We start from the raw sequence: 17,001 nt of genomic DNA on the forward strand, positions 1-17,001 counted from the left end.
CCTGCCCGAACGCGCCCAACCGAGCGGTACGCGGGGCCGCATCCGGCCCAATCCTGCCAGCTGTGAGCAGTCCGACATCCGACTGCCGAAATCCATTTGCCCGCGCGGTGTAACGTAAGCCGCATTGTTCATCCAATGGGAACATATTCCCAAATAATGAGATTCAGAGGTGAGACCGATGGCTACCGTGACGCAGATCAAGGAGACTCGACGGTGGTCCATGCTCGGTCTCGGCGTCTTCGCGCAAGCCGCGAGCGCGGTCTTCGTGAACGGCGTCGCCTTCCTGCTGCCCGCACTGACCGATCGCGGTATGCCGTTGGCCACAGCGGGACTGCTGGTGGCGATGCCCACACTCGGGTTGGTCTGCACGCTGATCGCGTGGGGGTACGTGGTCGATCGGATCGGTGAGCGCAAAGTGCTGATCGGCGGGCCGCTGCTGATGCTGATCGCCGGCGGCGCCGCGGCCGCCGCGACGAACGACATCGCTTTGGGCGCACTGTTGTTCCTGGGTGGCGTCGGTGCGGCGAGCACCAACGGGGCCAGCGGCCGCCTCATTGTCGGCTGGTTCCCGCCGCAGCGGCGCGGGCTGGCGATGGGGATCCGGCAGACCGCGCAGCCGCTCGGCGTCGGCATCGGCGCGCTGGCCGTGCCGGCCGTCGCCGCGACATACGGTGTGCCCGCGGCGATTCTGGTTCCTGCGGCGATGGCGGGTATCGCCGCGGTGGGCGCGCTGATCGGCATCGTCGATCCGCCGCGTCCGGCGGGCGCCACCGCGAGCGATGCGGCGTTGCGCGCCAATCCTTATCGCGGCGATACGACTTTGTGGCGCATCCATGCCGTCTCTGTGCTGCTCGTCATACCGCAGGGCACGGTGTGGACTTTCGCACTGCTGTGGCTGCATCGCGATATCGGTTGGTCGTTGGCCGCGGCGGGAATTCTCGTCACCGCCACCCAAATCCTGGGCGCCGCAGGCCGAATCGGGGCGGGCGCCTGGTCCGACCGGGTCGGCAGCCGGTTGGGTCCGTTACGCACCGTCGCCGTCGCCGCCGTGTTGTCGATGGCCGCGCTGGCCTTGGCGGCCTGGACCCACATGTGGTGGGCCGCAATCCCGTTGCTGGTCGTCGCCTCGGTGATCACGGTGTCCGACAACGGACTCGCCTTCACCGCCGTCGCCGAAATCGCGGGCCCCTATTGGAGTGGTCGCGGACTCGGCATCCAGAACACCGGTCAGAATCTGGCGATGGCCGCGGTGCCGCCGGTGTTCGGCGCGCTCATCAGCGCAAGCGGTTTCGCCGCCGCCTATCTACTGGCGGCAGCGCTGGCGGTCGCCGCCATACCCTTGGTCCCGACCGACCGCCGCACCCAATAACCGCCCAGCCCTGATGGATTGACGCCCCTCGCATGCCGGAGCGGGCGTCGATCGTCGGATGTGTCAGACGCGACCCATGGGGTCACGCCCAGGCTGATGCGACATCGATCACTCTGACGAGTCGGGAACGATTAGGCCACAACACTTTTGGTACGCCAGCGCCATTCAGCCCACTGGACAACCTTCGATCCCGAACTACCCACCGCCCGCGATCAGACTGAAGCACGATTGAGTCACCTGCGGCGGGCCCAGATGTCGCTTTTAGCGACATGCTGTCGCCAACAGGTACGATAGAAACATTCTGTCGCTATCACCAGGAGTGCGATGCCGAGGATCGACGCACCAACCGTCGCCGAACACCGGGCGAACCAAGAACGCGCGCTGCTCGATGCCGCCCGCATGGTGTTGCTACAGAACGGACCGCAGGCGGTGACACCCGCCACGGTCGGCGCGGCCGCCGGGCTCGCCCGCAGCAGCGTCTACAAGTACTTCAGCTCCGGCGACGAAATCCTGTTCCGCATCGTGTCGGACGCGCTGCTGGAATGGGGCGAGCGCGTGCGCGACACGGTCGAACGCGCCGAGACCCCCGCGGGCCAAGTCGACGCCTACGTGCGAACCACCCTGGCACTGGCGGCATCTGGCGCGCACCGCATCGCCGTCCTCGGCAGCGCCCTCCCCCGCGACGAGGCGACCCGGCGCGATCTCGCCGACGCACACCACGATTCGGCCGCGCCATTGCGCAAGGCACTCACCGCCCTCGACAACCCGGACCCCGATCTGACCGCCGATCTCATCGACGGCGCGCTCGGCCGCGCCATCGAACGCATCGACGCGGGCCGCCCGCACGACGAGATCGCCAGGGAGACAATCGCGTTCGTCCGCCGCGCGGTCGGCCTCAACCATCGCCCGATCCGCCACCACGGCATGGGCTGACGCCCGCTCGACTCAAACCGCAAGCAGCGCAGCGGGATCGAACGTGACGTGGAACGGAATGTCGGCGTCGACGACCGCGTCGAAGACACTGCCGGAACAGACAACGGGATCGGCACCATAGCCGCCCTCGCCCAACACCATCCGATGCATCACGACATCGGGTTGATGCTCGACGATCCAATACTGCGGAATGCCCACCGCCGCGTACTCGCGCACCTTCCGCACCCGATCGGTGCGTTCGGTCCCGCTGCCCGGCGCGACGACCTCGACCGCCAGCCGCACCTCGGATCCCGGAACTCGCTTCGGCACCTCCGCGACGACCGCGGCCCTGGCGACCTCACGCGGAAGCACGATGATGTCGGGCTTGCGCACTCCGCTGCGCGTGCTGACCTCCCAGCCGCTCCCGACACAGAGATGAACGGCGGCTCCGACGGCACCGGCATCGATGAATCGACCGAGCCGCTGCGTCACGTGATTGTGCCGAGCGCCGCTGGCCACCTCGACCAGCCAGCCGTCTTCCAGCTCGAAACCCTTGCCGCCACCTGGGGCGTCACGCAGATCAAGCCCGGCATACGGACCGACTTGCGATCTCCGATTCCCGTGCTGTGCGCTCACCGAACCCTCCGTCTCACCAGGTAAGCCCGTCGATGAGCGGCCGAGTGCAGCACACGTCATGGACTCAGTCCATGGTTTACCACCCCACGCGCGTTTCACACGTGGCCACAAGGCCCCGCACCGGAATTGCTTCGGTACGGGACCTCGCCGGGTTTCGCTCAGACGATGGCGGCGATGCGATCGCCGACCTCGACCGTCGACGCCGCACCAACGCGCGACGCGAGATCCTTGGCAACGGCGGATTCGATGCGCGCGGCAGCCTCGCTATTGCCGAGATGGTTGAGCAGCAACGACACCGAGAGGATCGCCGCGGTCGGATCGGCCTTCGACTGCCCCGCGATGTCGGGCGCGCTGCCGTGCACCGGCTCGAACATGCTCGGGTTGGTGCCCGAGGCATCGATATTGCCGCTGGCGGCCAGCCCGATGCCACCGCTGACGGCGGCCGCGAGGTCGGTGATGATGTCGCCGAACAGGTTGTCGGTGACGATCACGTCGAACCGGCCCGGATCGTTCACCATGTGAATGGTCGCGGCATCGATGTGCTGGTAAGCCGTTGCCACCTCAGGGAATTCGGCCGCGACCTCGTCAACGGTGCGCTGCCACAGCGAACCGGCGAAGGTGAGCACGTTGGTCTTGTGCACCAGTGTGAGGTGCTTGCGGCGGGCCTGCGCCTTCGCGAAGGCGTAGCGCACCACGCGCTCGATGCCGAAGCGGGTGTTGGTGCTCACCTCGGTCGCCACCTCGTGCGGCGTCTCGACCCGAATCGCACCGCCGGTGCCGGTGTACGGACCCTCGGTGCCCTCGCGGACCACCACGAAGTCGATGTCGGGGGTGCCGGCCAGCGGGCTGGTCACGCCCGGAAAGAGCTTGGACGGCCGCAGATTCACGTGATGATCCAGCGCGAACCGGGTGCGCAGCAGCAGCCCGCGCTCGAGCACGCCGCTCGGCACCGACGGGTCACCGATCGCGCCGAGCAGGATCGCGTCGTGCTGCTTCAACTCCGGCAGCACGGAATCCGGCAGGATCTCACCGGTCGCGTGGTACCGCTTGGCGCCGAGGTCGTACTCGGTCTTCGCCACGCCGGGCTGGACCACGTCGAGCACCTTGAGCGCCTCGGCGATGACCTCGGGCCCGATGCCGTCGCCGGGGATGACAGCAAGCTTCATTGCAACGCTCCGTTGTTAATCGGGGGCGCGCCCAGCCGTGGGCGCGCCCCCGAACCCGATCAGAACAGGTCGACGACGACGACCTTTGCGGCGCCGACGGATTCGGCGATGGCGGCCTCGACCGCGTCGGGCACCTCGCGGTTGACCCGCAGGATCACCGTCGCGCCTTCCTTGTCGACGTCCTGGCTCAGCTGCGCGGCCAGGATGTCGATGCCCGCCTCGCCGAGCTTGGTGCCGATCTTGCCGAGCGCGCCCGGCTTGTCCTCGTAGTTCAGCACGGCCATGTTGATGCCCTCGGCGCGCATGTCGTAGTTGCGGCCGTTGATGTTGACGATCTTCTGCACCTGCTGCGGCTCGGTCAGCGTGCCCGCCACATTCAGGGTGCGGCCGTCGCCGAACACGGCGCGCAGGTCGACCACGCTGCGGTGGCTCGGGCTGTCCGGCACGGTGTTCACCTGTGCGGTGATGCCGCGCTCCTTGGCCAGGGTCGGCGCGTTGACGAAGGTGACCTGGTCTTCGACCAGCGCGGAGAAGATGCCGCGCAGCGCCGAAAGTTCCAGCACCGCAACGTCATGCGCGGCGAGCTCGCCGCGCACCTGCACCTCGACGCTGACCGGCAGCTCGCTCGACAGCGCACCGAGCAGTGCACCCTGCTTGCGCACGATGTCCAGCCACGGCGCGACGTCTTCGTCGACGCTGCCGCCGGTGACGTTCACCGCGCCGGGCACGAATTCACCGGCGAGCGCGAGCAATACGGACTTGGCGACATCGGTGCCCGCCCGGTCCTGCGCCTCGGAGGTGGACGCGCCGAGGTGCGGGGTCACCACGACCTGCGGCAGTTCGAACAGCGGGCTGTCGGTGCACGGCTCGGTCTCGTAGACGTCCAGGCCCGCGGCCCGCACGTGACCGGACTTGATGGCATCGGCCAGCGCCTGCTCGTCGACCAGGCCACCGCGCGCGGCGTTGACGATGATGACGCCCGGCTTGGTCTTGGCGAGGGCTTCCTTGCCGATGATGCCCTTGGTCTCCGGGGTTTTCGGCAGGTGCACCGAGATCAGGTCGGCGCGCTCGAGCAGCTCGTCCAGGCTCAGCAGCTCGATGCCGAGCTGGGCGGCGCGGGCCGGCGAGACGTAGGGGTCGTAGGCGACGATCTTGGTCTCGAAGGCGGCGAGCCGGGCGGCGAACAGCTGGCCGATACGGCCGAGGCCGACCACGCCGACGGTCTTGTCGAAGATCTCGACACCGTTGAATTTGCTGCGCTGCCAGGTGTGCTCGCGCAGCGTGGCATCGGCGGCCGGGATCTGGCGCGCGGCGGCGAGCAGCAGCGTGACGGCGTGCTCGGCGGCGGTGTGGATGTTCGAGGTCGGCGCGTTGACGACCATCACGCCGTGTTCGGTGGCCGCGGGCACGTCGACATTGTCGAGGCCGACGCCGGCCCGGGCGACGATCTTCAGGTTCTTGCCTGCCGCGAGCACCTCGGCGTCCACCGTGGTCGCGGAGCGCACGAGTAGCGCGTCGGCCTCGGGGACAGCGGCGAGCAGAGCCGGGCGGTCGGGGCCGTCGACCCACCGAACCTCGACTCCGTCACCGAGCGCGTCGACGGTCGACTGGGCAAGCTTGTCGGCGATCAGGACAACAGGACGGCCTGCTTGGCTCACTGTGGAGTACTCCTGGGGAAAGGGTTCGGCAATTACCGCCGATCAGCTTAGTGGGCGTCGTTTCGGCATGTTCTACCCCCTGGTAAGGCGGCCGTCGTCAGTATGCCGCATTGGTCAAAATATGAAGACCGGTCTACAGTTAACGCATGGGTGCCAAGGGAACAGAGACGCGCTGCCAACTGATCAGCGCCACGCGCGGACTGGTGGAGAAGCACGGATACTTCGGCACCGGCCTCAACCAGATCATCGAGACCAGCGGCGCACCGCGCGGCTCGCTGTACTTCCACTTCCCCGGCGGCAAGGACCAGCTCGTCGCCGAGGCGGTCGCCCAGGCGGGCAACGAGATCGCGGCGTTGATCGATGCGGTCGAGCCAGGCGACACCGCCGCGGCGGCGACCAGCCTGCTCACCGCGTTCGGTGATCGACTCGAAGCCTCCGCATGGCAGCAGGGCTGCCCGGTCGCGACCGTCACCCTCGACGTTTCGGCGGCCAACGACACCATCCAGGCCGAATGCGCCGCCGCCTACGCGGGATGGGAAGAGGCACTGCGCATTCGGCTGCAGGCCGACGGGCGCCCGGATGCCGAGGACTTGGCCGGGGCGATTCTCGCGATGATCGAAGGCGGCCTGCTCTTGGCGCGCGCCCAGCGCAGCCGCGAGCCGCTCGAGCGCGTGGCGCGGACCATTCGCACCATGATCTGAACGGATCAGTAGTTATGCCAACAGTTTTCGCAGGTCTACAGAATATGTAGACCGGTCTATTAAGGAGAATCATGTCCCACAGCATCGTGCTCGGCGCCGCCGGGTTCATCGGCCGCGCAGTGGTGGCGCAACTGCTCGAGCAGGGCGGTTCCGTCGTCGCCGCCGTCCGTCCCGGCAGCGAGGACCGGCTCACCACATGGTTGCGAGCACGCGCCACCGATCAGACCGGGCTCAGGGTTGTTTCCTGCGATGTGACAGCGAAAGACCTCGGACTCCCTGCCGATCTCGACACCGCCGACATCCGTGACATCTACAACTGCGCGGCGCGCTTCGCTTTCGGTCTCGGTAAGGACGAGGCCTACGCGGTGAACGTGACCGGCGCGCTCCACATGCTCGACTGGGCCGCGACACTGCCCGAGTTGCGGCGTGTCGTCCACATCACCGGCTATCGCATCACCGTCGAGGACTCGAACGAACAGGACTACGAGAGAGGGGCTTACGGCGCGTCCAAGTTCGAGTCGGATCCGATGCTGCGCCGCCATGCGGCCGAGCGCGGCATTCCCCTCACGATCGCCAATCCGAGCAGCGTGCTCGGCGCGGGCCAATACGTCGGGCTCGCAAGCATGGTCGACGATCTGTGGCACGGCAGGCTCGCGGCGCTCCCCGGCGGTCGCGAAACCTTTGTTCCGATAGTCGATCTGGACTACTTCGCGACCTTCCTGATCAACCTGCCGGATCAGGACGACACGGCGGGACGATCCTTCACCGTTCTCGATTCCCGAACCCCGGTGCTGCCGGACCTGATTCGGGTGCTCGCCGAGCATCTGGGCGTGCGCGCGCCGCGCTTCTCGGTGCCGGTCAGTGTCATCGAGAAGCTGCCGAGGGCGCTGACCGGTGCCGATCCCGAGACGCTTCCGTTCATCGCCGACGATCGGTACGACACGTCCGCCGCGGATGCGGTCGCGCGCACCGCGGGACTCACGATGCCGCCCGCCGAGACCGTTCTGCGCACCTGGGCCGATCACCTGGTGTCGAGCCGGTTCGGTGCCGTCGAGGCGGATCCGACCGCCGGATTCGTCGACGGCACTTGGATTTCCGGGGAGCGAGAGCATCCGGCCTACGTTCTGCTGCACGGCCTGCCCGTCGACAGTGAATCCTGGGCCGAGGTACGGGCTGCCCTCGCGGCACCGAGCCTGGTCGCCGACCTGCCCGGACTCGGGCGGTCCGCGCCCGGCGGAATCGATGATGTACTACCGCGATTGATGGGCTCCGTACGCAGTCGTCCAGTGCTGGTAGGTCATTCGCTGGGCTGCGGGCCGGTGCTGAGATATGCCGCCGCACACCCGGATCGGGTCTCGGGTGTCGTACTGGTGTCGCCCGCGTTCCTGCAGCCGCGGACCGGCTGGCTCCTGCGTTCGCCGCTGGCGGCGTTGGCTTTGCGGCGAATGTCAGCCGCCGCCTTGGCAACACAGCTCGGTATACCCGCCGGGCCTGCGGTGGACAGTGCAGCGGACAACCTGCACCGGCCCGGGGTGGCAACCCGCACGATCGCCGCGCTGCGGCACGCGAGTGCGCCTGAACGCCGGAAAGAGCTGACCGGCCTGCTCGCGCGGGTAACCGTGCCGGTGCGGATCGTGGCAGGCACGCAGGACCCGCTCACGATGACCGTGCCGCAGGAACTGGCCGTGATCGAGGGCACCGGGCACTACCCGCAGCTGACCCACCCCGCACAGGTCGCAGCCGAGATCGCCCGGGTCGGTGCCCAGACGGTGCACGCCCGCTAGCGAAACGCGGAGGGCCCCGCACCACTCGGGTGCGGGGCCCTCTCCGGAATCGCGCTCAGTGGGCGCGAGACCCGGTCGATCAATCGACCATTACGTCAAATCAGCGGCCGCCGAAGGAGCCCGTCCACAGGGTGTTGAGGATTCCGTGGAAAGCGGCACCGAAGGTGTCCAGGAAACCGCCGAGGGCAGCGCTACCGGTGTCGATGATAACGGGGATCATTTAAATACCTCTTCATTGAAAGACAATCCAGTCGTACTGGCTGACACAAGGCTCATCGGCGCCCGAACGAGGACGGTTACGAAATTAGGGCATTTAGTGATGCAGGTTACAGTCAGATCACGAAGAACACCTGGTCAGGTGACCATTAGGGGTACGTGCCCTGAGAACCATGGGCTTGACCACCATGTATGCGCCCAGCCGTCCGCAGTCTCGGACCAACGGGCGGTAAACATAAAGATCTTCTAAGAAATCGGTAGCACCCCAATAAGAGGGCTATACACGTTCGACAGACCCGGACATTTCCGACAGCTAACCGAAACTCTGTAACAAGCGCACGAATTCGCCGATTGCACCTCGTAGAAGCAGTCGTGTGCGCATCGTCAAACGACACATTCGGCGCACCTTTGGATCATCCATATCCGCACCGGATAAACGTGCCGCGCACTATCTTTCACCCACCCGCAATCGACGTTCAGCTCACCGCGGCGACAGCCCGGGAAAAGGCCCGCACCCGCGTGGTCTCGCGATTGCGATGCCAGACCAGCCCCAGCCGCGAGTGCGCCAACCCGGTCACCGGCACAAAGCTGACCTCTGGCCGGTCATGGAACACCGCGGTCGGATGGCACAGCAACATCGCGCCCGCACCCGCCGCCACCAACTCGATCCCCTCCCGCAATGTGCCGACGCTGGGCCCGGCCGGAACGGGCCGACCGCCCGGGGTCATATCCACCGACTGCGCTCGTCGCCAGTACTGCGGTGCCGGCCCACGCACGCCGATCAACGAGAACTCGGCGAGGTCTTCCGGCGACAAGCTGGTCCGGGTCGCGAGCGGGTGGCCCTTGCGCACGGCCAACATCTGCGGATTCTCCGAAAAGACCTGCCCGAGAACGAGATCGCTCTCCCCCATCGGCAGCAGCACGACCGCGATATCGACCTCGCCGCGCTGCACCGGACCGAACGGATCGGCCAGCGGAATCTCGACGACCTCGGTGACGCAGGCGGGGAACCGGTGCTGGAACAATTCGAGGGCCGCCGTGAGGTTCTCGCTGCCCGAGCCCTGGATGCCGATGCGCAGTACACCTTCGGTCCCGCGGGCCGTCGCACGGACGTTGTCCACCGTCGCCCGCAGCGCCGCGTAGGCGGGCTCCAGATCGGCCAGGAAGTCCGCGCCGAGCGGCGTGAGCGTGACCTTACGGCTGGTGCGCTCGATCAGTCGCGCGCCCACCCGCTGTTCCAATGCGCGCAGCAGTTGACTCACCCGGCTCTGCGAGACGTACAGCCGCTCCCCCGCGCGCCCGAAGTGCAGTTCCTCGGCGAGCACGAGGAAGGCCTCCAGCTCACGTACCTCCAGGCCGGTCATTGGCGTCCTCTCCAGCGTCGATGAGTTCAGCTCATAGAACGATGAGACCTTCGCCGTTGATTCCAGGCGGGATGATCAGTTGGCTGGAGTCATGACACAGACTCGAGGAATCGCGAATCCGGCTCCGGCAGCGCGCGGTTCGGCGCTGCGCGGCTGGCTCGGCGTCGGCGCCGTGACCGGCGCCACCTTCACGGCGGTCACCTCGGAGATGCTCCCGGTCGGCTTGCTCACCCCCATCAGCGACACCTTGCGGGTCACCGAGGGCGCGGCGGGACTCTCGCTGACCGCCACCGGCCTGGTCGCCGCCCTGTCCGCGCCGCTGATCACCGCCGCGCTCGGCCGCACCGACCGCAGGCTCGTGCTCTGCGCGCTGCTCGCGGTGCTGACCCTCGGCAATCTCGGCGCGGCCTGGTCGCCGAACTTCGCCGTCATGATCGGGGCCAGGGTGTTGATCGGCCTCGGCATCGGCGGCGTGTGGGCCATCGCAGCGAGCATGGCGGCGCGGCTGGTACCGGAGAAATCGATCGGTCCGGCCACCTCGCTGGTCTACAGCGGTGTCGCGGTGGCCTCGGTGATCGGCGTGCCCGCAGGGACTTACGTCGGCGCGCTCGCCGGGTGGCGCGCGGCCTTCCTCGTCTGCGCCGGTCTCGCGCTGGTCGTCCTCGTCGCCATCGCCGTGCTGCTGCCGAGATTGACTGTCGCGCAGTTAGTTCCGCTCCGCGAGGTGCTGCGGATGACCCGCAGGCCCCAATTGCGTACCGCGCTACTGGTTGTCGCGTTCCTGGTGACCGGTCACTTCGCGGCCTACACCTACATCCGTCCGCTGCTCGAGAAGGTCACCGGCATCGGTGCGAGCACCATCGGCGCCGTGCTGCTGGTGTACGGAATCGCCGGTGTCATCGGCAATTTCAGCATGGGCACCGTCGGCGTTCGCGGCCCGCGCCGCACGCTGATCACGATCAGCATCCCGTTGGCCGTCTCCGTGCTGTTGATACCGGCGCTCGGCGGTTCGCTGTGGCTCGCCGTCGTGCTGATGGTGGCCTGGGGTCTGTCCTACGGCGGCGTGTCGGTCACCACGCAGAACTGGGCCTTCGCCGCCGCACCCGACGCGCGCGAGGCCGCGTCCTCATTGAACGCGGGCGTCTTCAACGCAGCCATCGCCCTCGGCGCCCTGGTCGGCGGACGGGCCGCGGACGCGTTCGGCATCAGCTCGGCGATGTGGCTCGGCGGCGCACTCGTGCTCGTCGCGCTGACGATCGCCGCGGCGAGCCGCGCACCGGAAGCCCCCGAACTGCGGAGATAGCGAAAAACGAGATGCGGTGATGATCATCGGGCACCTAGCATCAATGGCATGGCCCTACGCGTGATCCCCGCTTCGATGGACCCGACGGTGGTCGGGTCCATCGACTTCGAGCTGGCACGAGTCGAACGCGAGCATCGCGTCTCGATCCGGCTTGCCATCGAAAGCGGCAGCCGGGCCTGGGGTTTCCCGTCGCCGGATTCCGATTACGACTGCCGGTTCGTCTATGTCGCGAACCTGGATACCTACCTCTCGCCCTGGCGCACCCGCGACGTGCTGGAGACGCCGCTGTCCGGCCTGCTCGACGTGAACGGCTGGGACCTGGCCAAGGCGCTGCGCCTGCTGGTCGCGGGTAATGCCGTGCTCATCGAATGGCTGATGTCGCCGATCGTCTACCGCGGCGACAGCCGGTTCCGCGACGACCTGCGCGCCTTGGCCGCCGAGGTCGCCGACCGCAACCGGGTGGCCAGGCACTACCTGCATCTCGGCGCCAAGCAGTGGGAGTTGTTCGACCGCAACCGATCACTGAAGAAGGTGTTCTATTCGCTGCGCCCGGCAATGGCGTTGCGCTGGCTACGCGAGCACCCGGGTGCGGCGGTCGCGCCGATGCACCTGCCGACGTTGCTGGACGAGTGCGACCTGCCCGCCGATCTTGTTGCGGCAGTGGCGGAGTTGACCGAGCTCAAGTCGCGGACCCGCGAAATGGGCAGTGGGACAGTGCCGGTGCCGATCGCCGCGTTCATCGAGTCCGAATTCGACTTGGCCGCAGCGGCTTTCCCGAAGTCGGTGGAACCTGACCTCGACCGGGCCAGGAGCCTCACTGCGGAGTTCTTTCGCGCCGAGGCCATGGCGGGGTCTTAACCGCTTGTGTCCCTTACGCTTCGGCGACGGCTGACAGGTACGCCTGCTCCAGCCGGTGCGTCGCGGTCGGCCGGTCCGGGTTCGGACGGGGAATCCCGAGGTGGGACTCGCGCAGTTCGTCCATGAACTCCGCCCACAGTTCGGGTCCGCCCTCCTCCAGCAGCTCGGCCCGCACGCGCAACTGCTTGGTGGTCGGCCGGTGCCGCAGCCCCCACGCGCCGAGCTGCGCCATCACCGGCACCAACTCGATGGCAGGCTCGGTCAGCCGGTATTCCGCCTTCTGACCGGGCCTGCTGTTCTCGCGGCTCAGCAGGCCCGCCGCGACCAGCCGCTTCAGCCGATCGGACAGGATGTTCGAGGCGATGCCCTCATCCGATCGGGCGAGCAGCTCACGGAAATAACGCCGGTTGCCGAACATCACGTCGCGCAGCACCAGCAGGGTCCACCGATCGCCGATCACCTCGATCGTCGCGTTGATCGGGCAGCCCGAGCGTCCCTCTTCGCGCATCCACCGCTCCTTCGCCGCGAAACCGATTCGAACTTCTGCTTGCAATATACAACCAGATGGCCTTAACCTCTACGAAAGCGATTGCAAACCGCAAGCAGTAGAGAGAAAGGCAGCACAATGGCGAAGCTCCTGGTCCGCAATCTGGCCATCTCGTTGGACGGCTACGTCGCCGGACCGAATCAAGGCCCCGACAATCCGCTCGGCGAAGGCGGTATGCGCCTGCACGAGTGGGTCTTCGCCACTCGAACCGGGAACGACTGGTCCGGCGGCGCGGGCGGCGAAACCGGTATCGACGATGACTTCATCAAGGCGGGCGAGGTCGGCATCGGCGCAACGATCATGGGCCGCAACATGTTCGGACCGATTCGCGGCGCCTGGCAGGACGAGGAGTGGAAGGGCTGGTGGGGTGACAACCCGCCGTACCATCACGACACGTTCGTGATGACGCATCACCCGCGGGTGTCGCTGCCGATGGACGGCGGGACCACATTCCACTTCGTCGACGACACTCCGGAAGAGGTGCTGCGGCGGGCGTTCAAGGCTGCCGAAGGCAAGGACGTGCGATTGGGTGGCGGCTCATCGGTGGTGCGCCAGTTCTTGCAGGCCGGTCTGGTCGATGAGCTGCACCTGGCCGTCGTGCCGATCCTGCTCGGCGCCGGCGAACGCCTTTATGACGGGCTCGGCACACTGCCCGGCTACGCGGTCAGCTCGGTTATCCGATCCCCAGCGGTCACCCATGTGACGTTCACCAGGGCGTAAGCACTCCCCCGAAACGGGGAAAGGCCCCGCACCATGCCGGTGTGGGGCCTTTCAAAAGCTTAGGAGCGATCAGATCAGAGGACGCGAACGTCCTGCGCCTGCGGGCCCTTCTGGCCCTGGCCGATCTCGAACTCCACGCGCTGCCCCTCATCGAGGGACCGGAAACCCGCGCCGCTAACGGCCGAGTAATGCACGAAGACGTCGGGGCCTCCGCCGTCTTGCGCGATGAAGCCGAAGCCCTTCTCGCTGTTGAACCACTTCACAATGCCCTGAGCCATTTCATACTTTCTGTAGACGAGCCAGATTCTGCCAAATGGAATGGCCTGGTCTCGTGATCAACGATGCCATGATCCGACGAATTTCTCCACATCTTCCTCGGTCAACTGTGAGCAAAACAACGCTGACGAGGGATTGTTGCCGTCACCTCCCATGCTCTGACAGGCCCCGATCCGGGAAAACCACCCGAAACAGTCGTTCAGGTACCTGAGCTTGTTGCCAGGCTCGTTCGTCGTCCCCCTCCGACGAATCCGCCTGTACCGCCTGCACCGCATAGTTCGCCGCGTGCACCGCGTGGCCCGCGACATGTGCGGTCGCCGACGCGTGCCCGGCCGACCGCGCGACCAAACCGGCCGCACCATCGGTCTCGCGAGCGGCGTCATGAGCGGCGAACGCGGCCTTGCGCGCCTCGGGCATCGTCAGGTCGCCACGCACCCACGCCCGGGCGGCTTCGATCCCCGCGGCCGGTCGCGCGTCATCGGGGTGCGCGCGCTCGAAAAGCGGCAGCACGTGCTCGGCACACGCCGCCGCCCACAGCGCGAGCGCCGTATGGTCGACCCGGTTGAGAGTCACCGGCCCGCTCTGCTCGCCTCGGTCCGCACAGGCCTTCCCCTTCTCGACGCAAGTGGTGGCCGATGCTCGGCCACGTCCCAGTTATCTTGTGCCGCAAAGGCCATCGCTACCAGCGCACTAAGGCGCCGCTAAGTCATCCTACGACTTTCTGCCGCGCCGTGCAGCCCCCAGATCGAGTCTTCTGGTCACGGCCGCAGGTAACGCACCTGGCGTGGCTTCGCGGCGTTGTGGGCGGCGCGGCCGGACAGATGCTCGGGGACACCGACCTCCCACCAGGCGCCGGCCTCGGTCCAGGACGACGGTTGAGTGCGGATCACCAGCACGGCCGGTCGGGACTCGCGGACCGCGGTTTCTCGCGCTTCGGTGTAGGCGGTGCGGAATTCGTCGAGGTCGGTGGCGGTGAAGACGGCGCAGCCCAGCGCGCGGGCGTGTGCGGCGAAGTCCACTCGCGGCGGTTCGTCGTGTGTGCTGCGGCAGTCGGCGTAGAAGTTGTTGAACGGTGCGCCGCCTTGGCCCTCCTGGAGACGGGCGATCACCGCGTAGCCGTCGTTGTCGCAGACGACCGCGACGAATGGGTGGCCCGCGAACGCTGCGGAGAACAGTTCGGAGTTCAGCATCAGGTAGGAGCCGTCGCCGAGCATGGTGGTGACCAAACCGTCAGTGTGTGCCATGGCCGCGCCCCAGGCTCCGGCGAGTTCGTAACCCATGCAAGAGAATCCGTACTCGACGTCCATCGTCGGTGCGCCGCCGGACGCGCGCCAACCGCCGACGAGTTCGCCGGGCATGCCGCCCGAGGCGGTCATGACGTAGTCGTTCGGTTCGCTGAGTTCGTTGACGATGCCGACCACCTGGGCGTAACTGGGGATGCCCGGGGTGTGGGCGCGCAGCTTGTCGATGTGGGCGTCCCATGTGCTGCGTTGAGCGGCGGCGCGTGCGGTCCATTCGGGGTCGACGCGCCATTCCTGGGTGCGTTCGGCCAGGTCACGGACCGTTGCGTCGGCGTCGCCGACTATTGCGAGGGCACCGTGTTTCACGGCGTCGAACCGTGCGGCGTTGATGGTGACGAGACGGACTTCTGGCGCGAAGACAGTCCACGAGGCGGTGGTGAAGTCCTGCAGCCGGGTGCCGACGGCGAGGACCAGGTCGGCTTCGGCGGCCAGGACATTGGCCGAGGTCGAGCCGGTGACGCCGAGTGGACCGGCGTAGAGCGGGTGGTCGTGGGGCACGAGGGTGCGGCCCGCCGTCGTCTCGACGATCGGAATGCCATGGCGCTCAGCGAATTCGAGGGCGGTGGCGGCCGCGCCCGAGTAGCGGACACCGCCGCCGAGCACCAGCAACGGGCGCGCCGAGTTGCGCAGTGCCGCGACGGCGTCGGTCAGCGAGCGCTCGTCGGCGCGTGGGCGCAGGATGCGGTGGACGACCGGTTCGAACAGGGCGTCGGGGAAGTCGTAGGTCTCGGCCTGGACGTCTTGCGGCAGGGCGAGGGTGACCGGGCCGGCCTCGGCCGGGTCCGTGAGCACCCGGACCGCCTGGGGCAGCGTGGAAATCAGCTGCTCGGGGCGGGTGATTCGATCGAAGTAGCGGCTCACCGCGCGGAAGGCGTCGTTGACCGTGGCGGTCGCGTCGCCGAAATGCTCGACCTGTTGCAGTACCGGGTCGGGTGCGCGGGTGGTGAAGGTGTCGCCCGGAAGCAGCAGCAGCGGAAGACGATTCGCGTGCGCGACGCCCGCGGCGGTCACCATGTTCAGCGCGCCGGGGCCGATCGATGAGGTCGCCACCCCGATCTGCCGCCGATGGGTCGCCTTGGCGTAGCCGACGGCCGCCAGGGCCATGCCTTGCTCGGTGTGCCCGCGCCAGACCGGGATCTCGTCGCGTCGCTCCTGCAGGGCCGTGCCGAGACCGAGCACGTTGCCGTGTCCGAAGATACCGAAAACGGCGGGGAACAAAGGCACTTCGCGGCCGTCGAGGGTCTCCGAACGCTGGGCGACCAGCCAGGCCACTAACGCCTGTGCCGCAGTCAGTTTCATCCGAGCCGTCCTTTGTGGTTGGTGACCGGGCAACGCGGATCGAGGGGTTCGTCATCCCAACTGCCGCGCACCCAGGTGTGTGCCGGGTCGTCACAGAAGGCCATCGAGCGCTGCGGGGCGGGGCCCGCGAGCACGTTGAGGTAGTACATCGGGTAGCCCGGCGCGGCGACACACGGTCCGTGGTAACCGTGCGGGACCAGGAAAACATCGCCATCCCGCACGGCGACGTTCTCGTCGAGCGCACCGTCCGCGGTGTAGGTCCGATGCATTCCGAATCCGTCACGTGACGGAGTAATCCCATCCCGACCTGCGATGCGGAAGTAGTAGATCTCCTCGTTGACGACCTCGCAGTCACTCGCCTCGTCATGCTTGTGCGGTGGGTAGGAGGACCAGTTGCCGTCTGGAGTGATCAACTCGCAAGCATTGAGCTTGTCGGCGTGGTCCCAGATGCCGGGGACGCCGAAGTTGGTGACCTGACGGGTCGCCTGCCCCGCACCGCGGATATCGACCGGAACCTCTTCAGCGGGACCGTATTTCGGTTCCAGCCGGTTCGTGCAGCGTGCCATCGGCAGTGCGAGCTCGAGGTCACCTTCAGCAACCAGCTCCACCTGAGCGTCACGTGGGACGTAGGCGAAGTCCGTCACGCGAGTGAAAACCGAGTCCCGGCCAGACAATTCGAACGTCATACCGTCGACGCGCACAGTACAGGCTCCGGCCAGCGGGAGAACGAACGCTTCGAACTCCCCTGTCTCGAGTTGTCGAGTCTCACCGGCGCGCAGGTTCAGCACCCGCAGGCCCGTGTAGGTCCACCCGGCATCTTCCGGAGACAGATGGATCGAATCGCCACCCTCGCTGAGGGTTCCGGCCGGTCGATGCAGTTTCATCGCAACC

General features: G+C 67.2%; 16 protein-coding genes. 7 read left to right on the forward strand and 9 right to left on the reverse strand.

Translation table 11 applies throughout. The features are described 5' to 3' along the window. Positions 1-178: 178 nt before the first annotated feature. Entirely contained in the window at positions 179-1,369 is a 1,191-nt protein-coding gene (locus ACIBK2_RS19400) for an MFS transporter (RefSeq protein ID WP_396968903.1), read from the forward strand. Between the two features lie 324 nt (positions 1,370-1,693). Next, entirely contained in the window at positions 1,694-2,302 is a 609-nt protein-coding gene (locus ACIBK2_RS19405; RefSeq protein WP_396968904.1) for a TetR/AcrR family transcriptional regulator, read from the forward strand. A 12-nt stretch (positions 2,303-2,314) separates the two neighbouring features. Here ACIBK2_RS19405 and ACIBK2_RS19410 read toward each other — a convergent pair whose 3' ends face one another. The 3 genes from ACIBK2_RS19410 to serA all read right to left on the reverse strand — a co-directional run bounded on the left by ACIBK2_RS19410 (position 2,315) and on the right by serA (position 5,741). Continuing rightward, positions 2,315-2,917, reverse strand: a complete 603-nt coding sequence (locus ACIBK2_RS19410; protein WP_396968905.1) for a Uma2 family endonuclease — start codon at positions 2,915-2,917, stop codon at positions 2,315-2,317. 158 nt (positions 2,918-3,075) lie between these two features. Beyond that, positions 3,076-4,083: a 3-isopropylmalate dehydrogenase gene (locus tag ACIBK2_RS19415; RefSeq protein WP_396968906.1), complete on the reverse strand. Its 1,008-nt coding sequence runs from the start codon at positions 4,081-4,083 to the stop codon at positions 3,076-3,078. A 59-nt stretch (positions 4,084-4,142) separates the two neighbouring features. Beyond that, positions 4,143-5,741 (reverse strand): phosphoglycerate dehydrogenase, encoded by a 1,599-nt coding sequence (gene serA, locus ACIBK2_RS19420; protein ID WP_396968907.1) that lies wholly within the window; start codon positions 5,739-5,741, stop codon positions 4,143-4,145. A 146-nt stretch (positions 5,742-5,887) separates the two neighbouring features. On the opposite strand from serA, the gene ACIBK2_RS19425 reads away from it, so the two are divergent. Together ACIBK2_RS19425 and ACIBK2_RS19430 are read left to right on the forward strand one after the other, a co-directional pair. Beyond that, positions 5,888-6,442 (forward strand): TetR/AcrR family transcriptional regulator, encoded by a 555-nt coding sequence (locus ACIBK2_RS19425; RefSeq protein ID WP_396968908.1) that lies wholly within the window; start codon positions 5,888-5,890, stop codon positions 6,440-6,442. Between the two features lie 71 nt (positions 6,443-6,513). Beyond that, positions 6,514-8,226, forward strand: coding sequence for an alpha/beta fold hydrolase (locus tag ACIBK2_RS19430; protein WP_396968909.1), 1,713 nt, complete (start codon positions 6,514-6,516; stop codon positions 8,224-8,226). Between the two features lie 692 nt (positions 8,227-8,918). Here the strand turns inward: ACIBK2_RS19430 and ACIBK2_RS19435 are convergent. After that, positions 8,919-9,806 (reverse strand): LysR family transcriptional regulator, encoded by an 888-nt coding sequence (locus tag ACIBK2_RS19435; RefSeq protein WP_396968910.1) that lies wholly within the window; start codon positions 9,804-9,806, stop codon positions 8,919-8,921. Positions 9,807-9,897: 91 nt separating this feature from the next. On the opposite strand from ACIBK2_RS19435, the gene ACIBK2_RS19440 reads away from it, so the two are divergent. Both ACIBK2_RS19440 and ACIBK2_RS19445 read left to right on the forward strand, forming a co-directional pair. Continuing rightward, entirely contained in the window at positions 9,898-11,109 is a 1,212-nt protein-coding gene (locus ACIBK2_RS19440; RefSeq protein WP_396968911.1) for an MFS transporter, read from the forward strand. A gap of 48 nt (positions 11,110-11,157) precedes the next feature. Beyond that, positions 11,158-11,967: a DNA polymerase beta superfamily protein gene (locus ACIBK2_RS19445; RefSeq protein ID WP_396968912.1), complete on the forward strand. Its 810-nt coding sequence runs from the start codon at positions 11,158-11,160 to the stop codon at positions 11,965-11,967. 13 nt (positions 11,968-11,980) lie between these two features. Here the strand turns inward: ACIBK2_RS19445 and ACIBK2_RS19450 are convergent, their stop codons facing one another. Continuing rightward, positions 11,981-12,475, reverse strand: coding sequence for a winged helix-turn-helix transcriptional regulator (locus ACIBK2_RS19450; RefSeq protein ID WP_396968913.1), 495 nt, complete (start codon positions 12,473-12,475; stop codon positions 11,981-11,983). A 117-nt stretch (positions 12,476-12,592) separates the two neighbouring features. On the opposite strand from ACIBK2_RS19450, the gene ACIBK2_RS19455 reads away from it, so the two are divergent. After that, on the forward strand, positions 12,593-13,234 hold the full coding sequence (locus ACIBK2_RS19455) for a dihydrofolate reductase family protein (protein ID WP_396968914.1): 642 nt from the start codon (positions 12,593-12,595) through the stop codon (positions 13,232-13,234). A gap of 74 nt (positions 13,235-13,308) precedes the next feature. Here the strand turns inward: ACIBK2_RS19455 and ACIBK2_RS19460 are convergent, their stop codons facing one another. The 4 genes from ACIBK2_RS19460 to iolB form a co-directional block, all read right to left on the reverse strand. After that, on the reverse strand, positions 13,309-13,512 hold the full coding sequence (locus ACIBK2_RS19460; RefSeq protein WP_054814460.1) for a cold-shock protein: 204 nt from the start codon (positions 13,510-13,512) through the stop codon (positions 13,309-13,311). Positions 13,513-13,654: 142 nt separating this feature from the next. Further along, positions 13,655-14,083 carry a putative immunity protein gene (locus tag ACIBK2_RS19465; RefSeq protein WP_396968915.1) on the reverse strand — a complete coding sequence of 143 codons (429 nt, stop codon included), beginning with the start codon at positions 14,081-14,083 and terminating at the stop codon, positions 13,655-13,657. Between the two features lie 185 nt (positions 14,084-14,268). Next, positions 14,269-16,110 carry a 3D-(3,5/4)-trihydroxycyclohexane-1,2-dione acylhydrolase (decyclizing) gene (iolD, locus tag ACIBK2_RS19470; protein WP_396968916.1) on the reverse strand — a complete coding sequence of 614 codons (1,842 nt, stop codon included), beginning with the start codon at positions 16,108-16,110 and terminating at the stop codon, positions 14,269-14,271. Then, the gene (iolB, locus tag ACIBK2_RS19475; protein ID WP_396968917.1) at positions 16,107-16,994 is read right to left on the reverse strand and encodes a 5-deoxy-glucuronate isomerase; all 888 of its coding nucleotides are present in this window, start codon (positions 16,992-16,994) and stop codon (positions 16,107-16,109) included. The genes iolD and iolB overlap by 4 nt, the downstream gene beginning before the upstream one ends. Positions 16,995-17,001 lie beyond the last annotated feature (7 nt).

This window comes from Nocardia sp. NPDC050175 (assembly GCF_044459885.1).
GTDB lineage: Bacteria > Actinomycetota > Actinomycetes > Mycobacteriales > Mycobacteriaceae > Nocardia.